The organism is Guyparkeria sp. (genome assembly GCF_046545975.1).
Lineage (GTDB): Bacteria > Pseudomonadota > Gammaproteobacteria > Halothiobacillales > Halothiobacillaceae > Guyparkeria.
The window spans coordinates 1-13,583 of sequence record NZ_JBKGYT010000050.1 but is presented as its reverse complement, the minus strand read 5'-3'; the positions used below and the strand labels follow the sequence as shown (position 1 = coordinate 13,583).

Annotated in this window: 13 protein-coding genes; 11 read left to right on the top strand and 2 right to left on the bottom strand. The window is 68.0% G+C overall.

The window, feature by feature from the left end; genetic code table 11:
* Positions 1-114 precede the first annotated feature (114 nt).
* From dinB to ACLFMY_RS06150, 3 genes are all read left to right on the top strand, one after another.
* A complete protein-coding gene (gene dinB, locus ACLFMY_RS06160; protein ID WP_410763727.1) occupies positions 115-1,182 on the top strand; it encodes a DNA polymerase IV in 1,068 nt (355 codons plus the stop codon).
* Positions 1,183-1,248: 66 nt separating this feature from the next.
* Positions 1,249-1,995, top strand: coding sequence for a ZIP family metal transporter (locus tag ACLFMY_RS06155; RefSeq protein WP_410763726.1), 747 nt, complete (start codon positions 1,249-1,251; stop codon positions 1,993-1,995).
* 96 nt (positions 1,996-2,091) lie between these two features.
* A complete protein-coding gene (locus ACLFMY_RS06150) occupies positions 2,092-2,841 on the top strand; it encodes a tetratricopeptide repeat protein (RefSeq protein ID WP_410763725.1) in 750 nt (249 codons plus the stop codon).
* Positions 2,842-2,931: 90 nt separating this feature from the next.
* Here the strand turns inward: ACLFMY_RS06150 and cls are convergent, their stop codons facing one another.
* Together cls and ACLFMY_RS06140 are read right to left on the bottom strand one after the other, a co-directional pair.
* Positions 2,932-4,362, bottom strand: a complete 1,431-nt coding sequence (cls, locus tag ACLFMY_RS06145) for a cardiolipin synthase (protein ID WP_410763724.1) — start codon at positions 4,360-4,362, stop codon at positions 2,932-2,934.
* Between the two features lie 10 nt (positions 4,363-4,372).
* Complete coding sequence (locus ACLFMY_RS06140) at positions 4,373-5,239, bottom strand: SDR family NAD(P)-dependent oxidoreductase (protein WP_410763723.1); 867 nt, start codon at positions 5,237-5,239, stop codon at positions 4,373-4,375.
* Positions 5,240-5,357: 118 nt separating this feature from the next.
* Between ACLFMY_RS06140 and ACLFMY_RS06135 the strand changes: the two genes are divergently transcribed.
* The 8 genes from ACLFMY_RS06135 (at position 5,358) to ACLFMY_RS06100 (ending at position 13,471) form a co-directional block, all read left to right on the top strand.
* Complete coding sequence (locus ACLFMY_RS06135) at positions 5,358-6,029, top strand: Bax inhibitor-1/YccA family protein (protein WP_410763722.1); 672 nt, start codon at positions 5,358-5,360, stop codon at positions 6,027-6,029.
* Positions 6,030-6,092: 63 nt separating this feature from the next.
* Positions 6,093-6,275 carry a hypothetical protein gene (locus ACLFMY_RS06130; protein WP_410763721.1) on the top strand — a complete coding sequence of 61 codons (183 nt, stop codon included), beginning with the start codon at positions 6,093-6,095 and terminating at the stop codon, positions 6,273-6,275.
* Between the two features lie 129 nt (positions 6,276-6,404).
* Complete coding sequence (locus ACLFMY_RS06125; protein WP_410763720.1) at positions 6,405-6,881, top strand: DUF3429 domain-containing protein; 477 nt, start codon at positions 6,405-6,407, stop codon at positions 6,879-6,881.
* Positions 6,878-7,639, top strand: coding sequence for a DUF502 domain-containing protein (locus tag ACLFMY_RS06120; protein ID WP_410763719.1), 762 nt, complete (start codon positions 6,878-6,880; stop codon positions 7,637-7,639). Before ACLFMY_RS06125 ends, ACLFMY_RS06120 begins: the two co-directional genes overlap by 4 nt.
* An 85-nt stretch (positions 7,640-7,724) precedes the next feature.
* Entirely contained in the window at positions 7,725-9,512 is a 1,788-nt protein-coding gene (aspS, locus tag ACLFMY_RS06115; RefSeq protein WP_410763718.1) for an aspartate--tRNA ligase, read from the top strand.
* A gap of 118 nt (positions 9,513-9,630) precedes the next feature.
* Positions 9,631-10,737 (top strand): quinolinate synthase NadA, encoded by a 1,107-nt coding sequence (gene nadA / locus ACLFMY_RS06110; protein WP_410763717.1) that lies wholly within the window; start codon positions 9,631-9,633, stop codon positions 10,735-10,737.
* A gap of 242 nt (positions 10,738-10,979) precedes the next feature.
* The gene (locus tag ACLFMY_RS06105) at positions 10,980-11,426 is read left to right on the top strand and encodes a DsrE family protein (protein WP_410763716.1); all 447 of its coding nucleotides are present in this window, start codon (positions 10,980-10,982) and stop codon (positions 11,424-11,426) included.
* A gap of 173 nt (positions 11,427-11,599) precedes the next feature.
* A complete protein-coding gene (locus tag ACLFMY_RS06100) occupies positions 11,600-13,471 on the top strand; it encodes a cation:proton antiporter (RefSeq protein ID WP_410763715.1) in 1,872 nt (623 codons plus the stop codon).
* Positions 13,472-13,583: the final 112 nt, after the last annotated feature.

The following is a 13,583-nucleotide window of genomic DNA, read 5'->3' as shown; positions in this document are numbered from 1 at the left end:
GAGCAGGGGATTGAAAATCCCCGTGTCGGGGGTTCGATTCCCTCTCTGGCCACCACGACATCACCAGGGCCCAGCCGGCGACGGCTGGGCCCTTTTCGTTTGCGGGCCGAATGCATGCGCAAGATCATCCACATCGACATGGATGCCTTTTACGCCTCGGTGGAGCAGCGCGACAACCCCGACCTGCGCGGCCGCCCGGTGATCGTCGGCGGCGACCCGGGCGGACGCGGGGTGGTGGCCGCGGCTAGCTACGAGGCGCGCCGGTTCGGTGTCCGTTCGGCGATGCCGGCGGCCCGCGCGGCACGAGCCTGCCCCGAGGCGGTCTTCCTGCGGCCCCGGTTTTCCGCCTATCGCGCGGTGTCCCGCGAGATCCACGCCGTCTTTCGCCACTACACTGATCGCATCGAGCCCCTGTCGCTCGACGAGGCCTACCTCGACGTCAGCGACAGCGAGCGCGGCCGGGGTTCGGCCACGCTCATGGCCCGCGAGATCAAGGCCGAAATCCTGGCCCGGACCGGGCTGGTGGCCTCGGCCGGGGTTTCCTACAACAAGTTTCTCGCCAAGCTCGCCTCCGACTTCGACAAGCCCGACGGGCTGCACGTCATCCGGCCTGAGGAGGCGCAGGCCTTCATCGACGAGCTGCCGGTCGGCGCCTTCCACGGGGTAGGGCCGGCCACCGAGCGGCGCATGCTGGCCCACGGCATCGAGACCGGTCGCGACCTGCGTGGCGTCGAGCGGCATCTCCTGGTCGAGTGGTTCGGCCGGGCGGGCATGCACTATCACGACATCGCCCGGGGGATTGATCACCGTCCGGTGCGCTCCCACCGGGTGCGCAAGTCCCTCGGCCACGAGACCACCTTCCCGCGCGACCTGCATCACCGCGGCGAGGGGGTGGAGGCATTGCGCGCATTGGCCGGCCGAGTGGCCGACGACCTGGCGGGGAAAGATCTGCTGGCCCAGACGGTCACGCTCAAGGTCAAGTACGCGGATTTCGAGCTGATCACCCGACGTCGGACGTTCTCCCGTCCGCTCGGGAGCGCCGACGCCCTGTTCGAGGCCGTGGTCGCGCTGGTGGACCTGACCGAGATCGGCGCCCGCCCCCTGCGACTGCTCGGGGTCACGGTCTCGGGACTGCAGGAGAGGCCCGAGAGCGACGAGCCGCAACTGCCCCTGGGCTGGTAGGCGACCGGGCAGGGCATGGCCGTGACGTCTATCATCGCCTCGCCAGCGATCTGTCGGAGTTCCTGAATGTCGTTCGAAGTCGGCCTGCTGACGGTCTTCATCGCCGCCCTGATCACCGCCCTGACCACGGGGCTGGGTGCGCTGCCGCTGCTGTTCTCCAGGCGGTTCGACGGGCGCTGGCTGAGTGTCGGGGCGGCGGTGGCGAGTGGCCTGATGCTGGCGGCGAGCCACAGCCTCGTCGACGAGGGGTCGTCCGCGGGTGGCTGGCTGGTGCTGCTGGGCATGGCGTCGGGGCTGCTGCTGGTCGTGCTCGCCGATCGCTGGCTCGACCGGCACGACACGCCGAACGTGGGCGATCTCCAGGGGGCGGATGCGCGCAAGGCGCTGATGATCGTCGGTGTGATGACGGCCCATTCGTTTGCCGAGGGCGTGGGCGTGGGGGTCTCCTACGGTGGCGGCCAGGAGCTCGGCGTCTTCATCACCGTGGCCATCGCCGTGCACAACGTCCCGGAAGGGCTTGCGATCGCGCTGGTGCTCGTGCCCCGTGGGGTGCCGGTCTGGAAAGCGAGCCTCTGGGCGATCTTCTCCAGCCTGCCGCAGCCGCTGATGGCCATCCCGGCCTACCTGTTCGTCACCACCTTCGAGGCCTTCCTGCCGGTCGGCCTGGGGCTGGCGGCCGGGGCGATGATCTGGATGGTGTTCGCCGAGCTGCTCCCTGACGCCAGTCGCCGGCTTTCCGCCGCGTCGGTCGGCACCCTTGTCGTGCTCTCCTTCATGTCGATGTTCGCCTTCCAGCTGGCGATTCACCACTGACCCGGGCCAGGTCGAAAATCGGTTGCCTCGCGATTGAAATCGGGGCGGTTTCCGACCATCCTTGCTATCCGGTACCGGGTTAGCGAGGAAAGGATCATGAGCATTACAAGGAATTTCGGAATCCCCCACGTCGGGCGCGCGGCGCGCGCGGTCATGTTGTCGATGGCTGCGGGCGGTCTGGTGGCCGGCATGTCGGTCCAGGCGGCCGAGCGGCCGGTGGGTGTCAGCCAGAACCTCTACGAGGAGGGCGCGCTGGAGCGCTACCTCGCCGAGGCCGAGAAGGGCGATATCTTCTCGCAGTATGTCCTGGGACACATGTACTCGACCGGCAAGGCGGTCGAGCAGGACTACGAGCAGGGCCTGCGCTGGTACCGCGCGGCCGCGGAGGCTGGCTACGCGCCCAGCCAGTTGGCGCTCGGGTCGATGTACTACGCCGGCCAGGGTGTCGAGGCGGACGCGGCCGAGGCGGCCCGCTGGTTCGAAAAGGCGGCCGAGCGTGGCTACGCCCGGGCACAGGCCAACCTCGCGGCCGTCTATCTTGCCGGCGAGGGCGTGCCGACGGACCACGACAAGGCCCTGCACTGGTACCGCGAGGCCGTGCTCGGTGGTCACAAGGGCTCCCGCTACTACCTGGCGATGATGTACGCCCGCGGCATGGCCATGGATGAACCGGACTACGTGGCCGCTTACGCGCTGCTGGATCCGCTGGTCAAGGAGGGTGACGAGCGCTCCGCCGAGTTGCTCGCCTCGTTCGAGGACGACATGAGCCGGACCGAGCTGGCCGAGGCCCGGGAGTGGATCAAGGGGCCGCAGACCCGAGAACGCATGGTGGCGGCGCTCAAGTAAGGGTTCCCGTCACCGCCGGGCGCCTGACCAAGCGGCACCTCCGTTTCCCGGGGGTGCCGTTTCTCGTTCCAGGGCAGCGGCGATGTCAGGCTAGAGCAGCGGCGATGTCAGGCGGGCGAGGTTCTGCGCCAGTACCCGACCGCGATGCCGGTGTGCCCAGCGGGCGGCGTCCAGGGGGCGGCACTGGTGGCGGTAGGCCTCGACGATGCCGGCGAGCCGCTCGGCGGTGGCGCTCGAGTAGCAGAGCAGGCCGAACTCGGCGTTGATCAGCGACGAGCGCACGTCGAGGTTTGCGCTGCCCACCAGCGACAGCCGGCCGTCGCAGAGCGTGATCTTGCTGTGCAGCAGTCGGGTGGGGTGTCGATGGATGCGTACGCCGGCCTCGAGCAGTTCGTCGAAGTAGGACTCCTGGGCCAGCTGGACCAGCGGGTGGTCCAGTTCCTCGGGGAGCAGCAGGTCGCAGCGCACCCCACGCCGGGCCGCGGTTTTCAGCGCGTCGAGGGTCGAGTCGTCGGGCACGAAGTACGGGGTGACGATCTCCAGCCGTTCCGTGCTCGCGTGGATCAGGCCCAGCAGCAGTCGCTGCAGGACGGGCTCGGGGTATTCGGGCCCGCTGGGCAGGCCGATGCAGGATTCCTCGCCGGCCGGACGCGTGAGCGGGAAATGGGGCTCAACCGCCAGCAGCTCGCCGGTTTCCATGTACCAGTCGCCGGCGAAGACCGCCTGGAGCTCGAGCACCACCGGCCCCTCGATCCGGAGCATGAGGTCCTGGTAGGACAGTCCCTTGCGGAACTCGGGGTGGACCAGGTTCATCGAGCCGGTGTAGCCGGTCCGTCCGTCGATCACCACCAGCTTGCGGTGATTGCGCAGGTCGAAGCGTGCCGCCTTGTGCGGCAGCTTGCTGCGGGGGAAGGCCTGGCCGATCTCGATGCCGTGCCGGCGAAGCCGCAGCAGCTTTCGCATGGTCGCCTTCGAGCCGAAGTCGTCCACTAGCAGGCGCACGGTCACGCCGCGGCCGGCCGCCCGCGCCAGGGCATCGAAGACCGGACGGGTCGCCGAGTCGACTGCGGCGATGTAGAAGGTCAGGTGGATGTGCCCTGTCGCGGCATCGATGTCCCGGACCAACCGGTCTGCGAAGCCTTCCATGGAATCGATCGGTTCGATGTGGTTGCCGTCGAACAGCGGGAAGCGCCGCCAGCAACGCACCATCTGGTCGATGGCGGCGAACCGCTCGGGCAGGTCGCCGCTGCCCTGGGGTTCGGCCTCGCTCAGGCGGGCGGTCACCGGGGCGAGGGTTTCGGTCAGCCGCGCGATCTGCTCGGTGCGATGGCGCGACATCCTCGGTCGGCCGACCAGCAGGTACATCACCAGTCCCACGATCGGCAGGAAGAACAGCAGCAGCAACCACGCTGTGGCCGCGGTCGGCGGCCGCCGCATGGGCACGATGAACAGCGCGGCCAGCCGGATCGTCCATTCGATCAGGAAGTACAGCTGGGTGACGGGGCTCTCGAGGGCGTCCATGGCCGTGTCCTCAGCGCCTCCCCCCGCCCGAGGCGCGCGCCAGCACCCGGTCCATCGCCCGGACGGTGAGCAGCCGCTTGAGGGCCGCGAAGAGATAGGTCGGGACGGTCACCGGGTAGCGGGCCTTCGGCCGGCGGGCCTCCGTGGCATGGATGACCCGCCGGACCACCGCCTCCGGTGGCAGGGTGAAGGGGGCGGCCGGCCCGGGCTTCTTCAGCCGCTCGAGCTGCCGCTCGTAGGCCTCCCGGTGGATCGAGTGCTGCCAGTCGATGTGCTGCTCGAAGGCCCGCTGCGCGTTGGCGCGGAAGCGCGAGGTGATGGGTCCCGGTTCGACCAGCGAGACCTCGATGCCGCTGCCGGCAAGCTCCAGTCGAAGCGTGTCGCTGATGCCCTCGAGCGCGAACTTCGAGGCGACGTACGCGCCACGGAATGCCAGCGCGCTGATGCCCAGCACCGAGCTGTTCTGGATGATCCGGCCGAACCCGGCCGCCCGCATGGCGGGGATCGCGAGGTTGGTCAGCTCGACGGTGCCCAGCAGATTGGTCTCCAGCTGGGCGCGCAGGGTCTCGCGCCCCAGGTCTTCCACAGCGCCGGGCTGGCCGTAGGCGCCGTTGTTGAAGAGCACCTCGATCGACCCTCCGGCCCGTTCCACGGCCTGGTCGAACCCGCTTCGGATCGAGTCCGGGTCGTCCAGGTCCAGCGGCACGGCGGGGATGTGCGCGTGCGGCCAGTCGGCGACGTCGGCGGGGTTGCGCATGCTCGCGACCACGCGATGCCCGCGCTCGGCCAACATCTCGGCGGCACGTCGGCCGATACCCGACGAGCAGCCGGTGATCAGGATGCGTCGGGGAGTCGTTGCGGTGGCGGGCTTGGCCAAGTCGGTCTCCTGCGGCGGGTGTTCAAGGATCCGGAATGCATTGCGCCCGAGTTCACAGGTCTTATACTCGAGGGCGATTCCTGCAGGAACATGAATACCAGAGACGAGGTGAGGTTGCATGGCATTCGAGAATCAGACGGTTGCCCGCGAGGTCGGGGTCGAGCGACTCGAGACCCACAAGGTCATCCGCAACACCTACATGATGTTGTCGCTGACGCTGCTGTTCTCCGCGCTGACCGCGGCCGTGTCCATGGTGATGGCCATGCCCGGCTGGGTCTCGCTGGTGTCGCTCGGCGCGGCGCTGGTGATGGTCTGGTTCGTCCTGCCGCGCACCGCGCATTCGGCGGCCGGGCTGGCGGTGGTGTTCGGCATCACCGGCTTGCTGGGCTTCGGCCTCGGCCCGACCCTCAACTACTACCTGAGTCTCGCCAACGGCGGCCAGATCGTGATGACCGCCCTGGGCGGCACCGGCGCGATCTTCCTCGGCCTGTCGGGCTACGCGCTGGTGTCCCGTCGCGACTTCTCCTTCATGGGCGGCTTCCTGGTGGTCGGCCTGGTGGTGGTGATCGCGGCGATGCTCGGCAATATCTTCCTGCAGATTCCCGCCCTGTCGATGACCATCTCCGCGGCCGTGGTGCTGCTGATGAGCGGCTTCATCCTCTATGACACCGGCCGGATGGTGAACGGCGGCGAGGACAACTACCTGTTGCTGACGGTCAGCCTGTACCTGAACATCTTCAACCTGTTCGTCCACCTGCTCAGCCTGCTGGGCATGAATCAGGGCGACTGACGCCACGCGCATCGACCGGCGGGCCCCTTCGAGGGGCCCGTTTCGTTTTCGGGGGAGACGCCCATGGACCTGTGGATGAAGATCGGCATGGCGGTACTGCTCGGCGCGGTGCTGCTGTTCCTGATCCCGCGCATCAAGCCGATGATGGAGGCGAGCCGCAAGGGCTCCCGCGAAGAGTGGCTGGGACTGGGTCTGATCCTGTTGCTGGTGGCCGGCTTCGTGGCCTTCCTGATGAGCACCATCTGAGTCTCCGGTCTGCCCCGACTCGTCCCGGCGGTGATCCGGGCGTAGAATCCGGGTAGGACACCGCTTTCCCCGCTGGCGCGGGTTCGTGGATCGGGGCGGTGCCAACACAGGAGACCAAGGAGGTCCGGCATGCGACTCATTGCCTATCTGCTCGCGTTGGGGTTGCTGCTCCCGTTCTGGGGGCTGGCGTTACTGGTCTGGGTGGCCTCTCCCGGGTGGTCCGCGTACGCGCTGGAGGCCCTGGCGGCCTGGTCCGCGGTGATGCTGGGCTTTCTCGGCGCCATCCACTGGGGCGTGGTGCTGGCCACCACGCCGGCCGAGCGGGCCCTGCTCGGTGGTGACGTGCGCCACCGGCTGCTGTGGGGTGCGCTGCTGGCCGTGCTGGCCTGGATCGCCGTGCTGCTGCCCTGGAACGTGCTGTCGCTCTCGACGCTGTTCCTGCTGCTGGTGGTCTCCTGGCAGGTCGACCGCCGCTGGCTGAGCAATCTGCCGGTTGGCTGGTCGTACCAGCGATTGCGCCGGCTGTTCACGCTGGCCGCGGCGCTGGCGCTGCTGGTGGCGATCGCCTCCTGGATGCGACCGCTGGTCACCGGGGGCGGGGCATGAGCCACGAGCCGCAGCACGACGAGGTGACCGAGGAGGACGGCAAGCCCGCCCCTCGCCGATTCCTCACGCTGCGCCGCTGGCTGATCGCCGGCATCCTGGTCTGGGCACCCCTCGCGGTGACCTTCTGGGTGGTCAACGCGCTGGTCTCCTTCATGGACCGGAGCATGCTCCTGCTGCCGCGGGCGTACCGGCCGGAGGAACTGCTCGGCTTCCAGATCCCCGGCATGGGGGCCTTCTTCGCCATCGTCATCGTGCTGGTCACCGGGGCTCTGGTCGCCAACATCCTGGGGCGGAGCCTGGTACATGGCTGGGAGCGCCTGCTCAACCGCATCCCGCTGGTGAGCAGCATCTACTCGGCGGTCAAGCAGGTGGTCGAGACCTTCGTCTCGCAGGATTCGCGCTCCTTCCGCCAGGTGGTGCTGGTCGAGTACCCGCGCCGCAACGCCTGGTCGATCGCCTTCGTCTCGGGCGAGCCCATCGGCGAGGTGCAGGACCGTACAGACGAGCACCTGGTGACGGTGTTCGTGCCGACCGCGCCCAATCCGACATCGGGCTTCGTGATCATGGTGCCGCGCTCGGAGCTGATCGAGCTGAACATGACCGTCGAGGAAGGCTTCCGGCTGGTGGTGTCCCTCGGCGTGGTCCTGCCGCTGCGCCGCGACGACAAGGGACGGGTGATGGACCCGGCCGAGCGTGCGGAGGGTTCCGGCGCCCCGCCCGGGCAGCGACTCTCCAGCCGGCCGGAGGAGGATTCCTGAGCGGCGTCCACTCGCGCTCGAAAAATCCCGCCGCTCGGGCTACCATAGCGGGCTTTTCACCAAGACGGGCTGAAGAACAATGCAGATGCGGACACACACCTGCGGACAAGTGGACCAGGCGCTCCTCGACCAGGAGGTGGGGCTGGTCGGCTGGGTCAATCGCCGGCGCGATCACGGCGGCGTGATTTTCGTCGACCTGCGCGACCGTAACGGCCTGGTGCAGGTGGTGTTCGATCCGGACGACCCGGAGATGTTCGCGGTCGCCGAGACCCTGCGCAACGAGTTCGTCATCCAGGTGCGCGGCCGGGTGCGCAACCGTCCCGAGGGCACCGAGAACCCCAACATCCGCTCGGGGCAGATCGAGGTCCTCGGCCTGTCGCTGACCGTGCTCAACCGGGCCGAGCCGCTGCCGTTCCAGCTGGACGACGAGCGGGTCTCCGAGGAGCACCGCCTGCGGTATCGCTACCTCGACCTGCGACGCCCGGAGATGCTCGAGCGCCTGCGCCTGCGCCACCGCATCACCAGTGCCATGCGTCGGTTCCTCGACGATGCCGACTTCATCGACGTCGAGACCCCGGTGCTTACCCGCGCGACCCCCGAGGGCGCGCGGGACTACCTGGTGCCGTCGCGCACCCACCCGGGCGAGTTCTTCGCCCTGCCGCAGTCCCCGCAGCTGTTCAAGCAGTTGCTGATGGTCTCGGGCCTGGAGCGCTACTACCAGATCGTCAAGTGCTTCCGCGACGAGGACCTGCGCGCCGACCGTCAGCCGGAGTTCACCCAGCTCGACATGGAGATGAGCTTCGCCGACGAAGAGACGGTGATGGGCCTGATCGAGAACATGATGCGGCACCTGTTCATCGAGACCGTCGAGGTGGCCTTGCCCGAGCCGCTGCCGCGCCTGACCTGGCATGAGGCCATGCGCCGCTTCGGCTCGGACAAGCCCGACCTGCGCATCCCGCTCGAACTGGTGGACGTGGCGGATCTGGTCAAGGACGTTGACTTCAAGGTCTTCTCCGGTCCGGCCAACGACCCGCGCGGCCGCGTCGCCGCCCTGCACGTGCCGGCCGGCGGCAGGATGCCGCGCAGCCAGATCGACGACTACACCAAGTACGTCTCGATCTTCGGCGCCAAGGGGCTTGCCTACATCAAGGTCAACGACGCGGCCGCCGGGCGCGAGGGCCTGCAGTCGCCGATCCTCAAGTTCCTCACCGACGAGGCGATCGCCGGGATACTGGCGCGCACCAATGCGGCCGATGGCGACCTGATCTTCTTCGGCGCGGACAAGGCCAAGATCGTCAACGAGGCACTGGGTGCGCTGCGGGTGCGCCTGGGGCATGACCTCGACCTGGTCGAGCACGGCTTCAAGGCGCTGTGGGTGGTCGACTTCCCGATGTTCGAGTACGACGAGAAGGATGGTCGCTACTACGCGCTGCACCACCCGTTCACCGCGCCCCACCCGGACGATGCCGACAAGCTCGAGTCCGACCCGGAGAACGTGCGTTCGCGGGCCTACGACTTCGTGCTCAACGGCTACGAACTCGGGGGTGGTTCCGTGCGTATCCACGAGCCGGCGATGCAGCAGCGGGTGTTCGCCCAGCTCGGCATCGACGAGGCGGAGGCCAACGAGAAGTTCGGCTTCCTGCTCGATGCGCTCAAGTACGGCGCGCCGCCGATGGCGGGCGTGGCCTTCGGCCTGGACCGCATCGCCATGCTGATGAGCGGCGCGACCTCCATCCGCGACGTGATCGCCTTCCCCAAGACCCAGTCCGCCGCCTGTCTGCTGACCGATGCCCCGGGGGAGGTCGACCCGACCGCGCTGCGCGAGCTCTCCATTCGCGTGCGCGTCCCGCCCAAGGAAGAGGGTCGAGGGTGATCGGCGGGCCGGCCCTTGAGCGACAAGGCTCCGGCCCCATGAACTACACTCGAGACCCCAGAATCCTGCTTGATGCCCGCCTCCGTCCGGAAGCGGGCAGGTGAGTCCCGGAGGCCCCATGACTGCGACTACCGATTCCGACCGCGCCGCGCGCGAGATCCCCGTTGCCCTCGAGCCCGAGATCGCCCGCATCGCGCTGGCCTCCAAGCCGGCCGCCCCGGTGACCGACGAGGAGCGCGAGGCGCTGCGTGCCGAGATCAAGCAGTTGCTCGACCAGCAGGATGCGGTGCTGGTGGTGCACTACTACGTCGACGAGGACCTGCAGAAGCTCGCCGACGAGACCGGCGGCCGCGTCTCCGACTCGCTCGACATGGCTGCCTTCGGCGCCGAGCATCCGGCGCAGACGCTGGTCGTCTGCGGCGTGCGCTTCATGGGCGAGACCGCCAAGATCCTCAGTCCGGAAAAGCGCGTGCTGATGCCGGAACTGCACGCCGAGTGCTCGCTGGATCTCGGCTGCCCGCCGAAGGAATTCGCCGAGTTCTGCGATGCCCACCCCGATCGCACGGTGGTGGTCTACGCCAACACCTCGGCCGAGGTGAAGGCGCGCGCCGACTGGGTGGTGACCAGCTCCAACGCCCTGGAGATCGTCTCGCATCTTCATGACCGCGGCGAGAAGATCCTGTGGGCGCCCGACAAGCACCTCGGCCGTTACGTGCAGGAGAAGACCGGCGCGGACATGCTGCTCTGGGAGGGATCCTGCGTGGTCCACGACGAGTTCCGCGCCGATGCGCTGGCCGAGCTCAAGGAAAAGCACCCCGAGGCGGCCATCCTCGTCCACCCGGAGTCCCCGGAGGCGGTGGTGAACATGGCCGACCGGGTCGGCTCGACCTCGCAGCTGATCAAGGCGGCCACCGAGCTGCCCAACGAGACCCTGATCGTGGCGACCGACCGGGGCATCTTCCACAAGATGGCCGAGGCCGCGCCGGGCAAGACGCTGATCGAGGCGCCCACCGGCGGGCGTTCGGCGACCTGCGTGTCCTGCGCCCACTGCCCGTGGATGGCCATGAACGGACTGGTCAGCGCCCGGGATGCCCTGAGACACCCCGAGGAGCACGAGATCACGGTCGACCCCGTCATCCGCGAGAAGGCGGTCGAGTCGATCCAGCGGATGCTGGACTTCTCCCAGAGTCGCGGCATCGTCACGCGCGGCAACAACGACGCCTGAACCCTCGCCCTCCCGGTCGACCCGTTGACGGGCCCGCGCCATGCGGGCCCTTTTCGTTGTCGGGACCGGCAACGCATTCCTGCGTGCGTATATGCCTGTTCCTTAACGAAAGATGGTCCGAATATTCGTCGTCGCTTTGATTCAGACAGGTGCTTTGACGATAAGAAAGATTGAGTTCCCTGCTCGGGTATTCGGGACATAAGGTGACCTCCTCGAAACGGTTCAACGAAGAGGGGACAACCATGAAGAAGCTGTTCACGATGCTCGCGCTGGTCATCGCCGCGCCGCTCGCCCTGCAGGCGAACGTGGCCATGGCGGAGACCGAGAAGACCAAGAAGGTGCTCTACCATGTCAACCACGCGGACATGAACACCATCAAGGCCGCCCTGCGGAACATCACCAACCACATCAACTCGCCGTCCGGGCCCGATACCCGGATCGAGGTGGCCGTGCACGGTGGCGGCATGAAGATGCTGACCGAGGCGCGCGAGGATCCGCAGCTGCAGGCGGCCATCGATAACGTCAAGGCGCACGGCGTGGAGATCAAGGTCTGTGAGAACACCCTGCGCGGTATGGGCCTCGACGTGAAGGATGACCTCTACGACACCCGGGAGTCCGACATCGTGCCCTCCGGCGTCGCCCACGTGGCCGACCGCCAGATGGAAGGCTGGGCGTACATCCATCCGTGATCTGATCACCTGACCGTCGGCAGCGTCGCCGATCGTCTCGTGCGGCCCGGGTTTTCACCTGGGCCTTTTTCGTGTCGTCACGACGGCCGCCCGCCTGATCGCGTGAGGGCGGCGATTCGCGCGGCCGCGGAAATAGCGTCTATCATGCGGGCTGATTCTCAGCGAGCATCTTGATGCACGACACGATACTTCTTTCCCTGACCGCGATCGTGGTGCTGGGCATCGCCGCCCAGTGGCTCGCCTGGCGGGTCAAGGTGCCCCCGATCCTGTTCCTGCTGCTGATCGGCATCGCGCTCGGCCCGGTTTTCGGGCTGCTCGAGCCCGACGAGCTCTTCGGTGACCTGCTGTTTCCGATCGTCTCCCTGGCGGTCGGCGTGATCCTGTTCGAGGGCAGCCTCACCCTGCGGTTTCGCGAGATCCAGGGCGTGTCGGCGACCATCATCCGCATGGTCTCCCTGGGGGCGCTGGTCTCCTGGGGCGTGGCCGCCACGGCCGCCCACTGGTTCGTGGGGCTGGACTGGCCGATCGCGTTCCTGTTCGGTGCGCTGGTGGTGGTAACGGGGCCGACCGTCATCGCGCCCCTGCTGCGCATCGTCCGCCCCACCGCGCGGGTGAGCAAGATACTGCGCTGGGAGGGGATCATCATCGATCCCATCGGCGCGCTGCTCGCGGTGCTGGTCTTCGAGTTCATCGTCACCCAGTCGCAGACCGGCGCGGGGTTCGGGGGCGTGCTGCTGCCCTTCCTCGAACTGGTCACCCTCGGCGTGGTGCTGGGTGTGGCCGGGGGCTGGCTGCTGGGCCAGATGCTCTCCCGCCACGTGCTGCCCGACTACCTGATCAACGTGACCGTGCTTGCCTCCGTGCTGGCGGTGTTCACCCTGTCCAACGTGGCGGCCGAGGAGTCGGGGCTGCTGGCGGTGACCGTGATGGGCATCTGGCTGGCCAACATGCGCGGCGTGCCGCTGGACGACATCCTGCACTTCAAGGAGACGCTGAGCATCCTGTTCATCTCCGGGCTGTTCATCCTGCTCGCCGCGCGGATCGACCCGGCCACGCTCAGCCAGGTCGGCTTCGGCGCGCTGCTGGTGCTGGCGGCGATCGTCTTCGTCGCCCAGCCGCTGAAGGTGTGGCTGTCGGCAATCGGCAGCGGGCTGTCGTGGCGGGAGAAGACGATGATCGCCTGGATCGGGCCGCGGGGCATCGTCGCGGCAGCCGTCTCGGGGCTGTTCGCGCTCAAGCTGGTCGACGAGGGCCTCGAGGGGGCCGAGGTGATCGTGCCGCTGACCTTCATCGTCATCGTCGGCACCGTCGTGCTCGCCTCGCTGACCGCGCGCCCGCTGGCCCGTGCGCTGGGCGTCGCCCTGCCGGAGGACCACGGCGTGCTGATCATCGGGGCCAACCGGGTCACCCGGGAGATCGCCAAGGTGCTCAACAAGCACGGCTTCCGGGTCGTGATCGCCGACGGCAACTACAGCGAGATCCGCCAGGTGCGCATGGATGGCCTGGAGACCTACTACGGCAATCCCGTCTCGGAGGCGGCCGACCGCAAGCTCGACCTGGTCGGGATCGGCCAGATGTTCGCCATGTCGGCCCAGCCGGAGATCAACAACCTCGCGGCGGTGCGTTACCGGCACGAGTTCGGCCAGTCGAACGTCTTCGTGCTGCAGACGCCGCAGGAGGCGAGCGGCACGGAGAACCAGCGCATCACCTCGCAGTTCAATGCCCGCGGCCTGTTCCGCGACGGCGTGTCGCTAGGTCACCTGTTCCGGCTGATGGAAGCGGGGGCGGAGATCGTCAGCACCCGGCTGACGGAGAACTTCGGCTACAGCGACTACCAGGCGCACTACCAGGGGCGGGGCGAACTGTTGTTCGGCATCATGCCCAACGGCAATCTCCGGCCGCTGAGCGAGGATCTCGGGCAGCGACCAGGACCGGGCTGGTTGCTGATCGGCCTGTACGAGCCGGCGCCTGACAGTGAACGAGGAGCGAGCTCGCAGAACGGGGCGGGGGCGATCGGGCGCACCGGCGATCGCCTGCCGGGGTGACGGGGCATGCGTTGGGCGGACGGCGAGGAGGGGTGTGACGTCGCTCGTCGTGCGGGCCTGGCTCGTGAAGTGGGGGTCCGGCGATCCCCCGTCAGGTCGCTGGAAATTTTTT

Coding starts and splice junctions, on each gene's coding strand:
- dinB (WP_410763727.1), top strand. CDS start 115: ATGCGCAAGATCATCCACATCGACATGGATGCCTTTTACGCCTCGGTG.
- ACLFMY_RS06155 (WP_410763726.1), top strand. CDS start 1,249: ATGTCGTTCGAAGTCGGCCTGCTGACGGTCTTCATCGCCGCCCTGATC.
- ACLFMY_RS06150 (WP_410763725.1), top strand. CDS start 2,092: ATGAGCATTACAAGGAATTTCGGAATCCCCCACGTCGGGCGCGCGGCG.
- cls (WP_410763724.1), bottom strand. CDS start 4,362: ATGGACGCCCTCGAGAGCCCCGTCACCCAGCTGTACTTCCTGATCGAA.
- ACLFMY_RS06135 (WP_410763722.1), top strand. CDS start 5,358: ATGGCATTCGAGAATCAGACGGTTGCCCGCGAGGTCGGGGTCGAGCGA.
- ACLFMY_RS06130 (WP_410763721.1), top strand. CDS start 6,093: ATGGACCTGTGGATGAAGATCGGCATGGCGGTACTGCTCGGCGCGGTG.
- ACLFMY_RS06125 (WP_410763720.1), top strand. CDS start 6,405: ATGCGACTCATTGCCTATCTGCTCGCGTTGGGGTTGCTGCTCCCGTTC.
- ACLFMY_RS06120 (WP_410763719.1), top strand. CDS start 6,878: ATGAGCCACGAGCCGCAGCACGACGAGGTGACCGAGGAGGACGGCAAG.
- aspS (WP_410763718.1), top strand. CDS start 7,725: ATGCGGACACACACCTGCGGACAAGTGGACCAGGCGCTCCTCGACCAG.
- nadA (WP_410763717.1), top strand. CDS start 9,631: ATGACTGCGACTACCGATTCCGACCGCGCCGCGCGCGAGATCCCCGTT.
- ACLFMY_RS06105 (WP_410763716.1), top strand. CDS start 10,980: ATGAAGAAGCTGTTCACGATGCTCGCGCTGGTCATCGCCGCGCCGCTC.
- ACLFMY_RS06100 (WP_410763715.1), top strand. CDS start 11,600: ATGCACGACACGATACTTCTTTCCCTGACCGCGATCGTGGTGCTGGGC.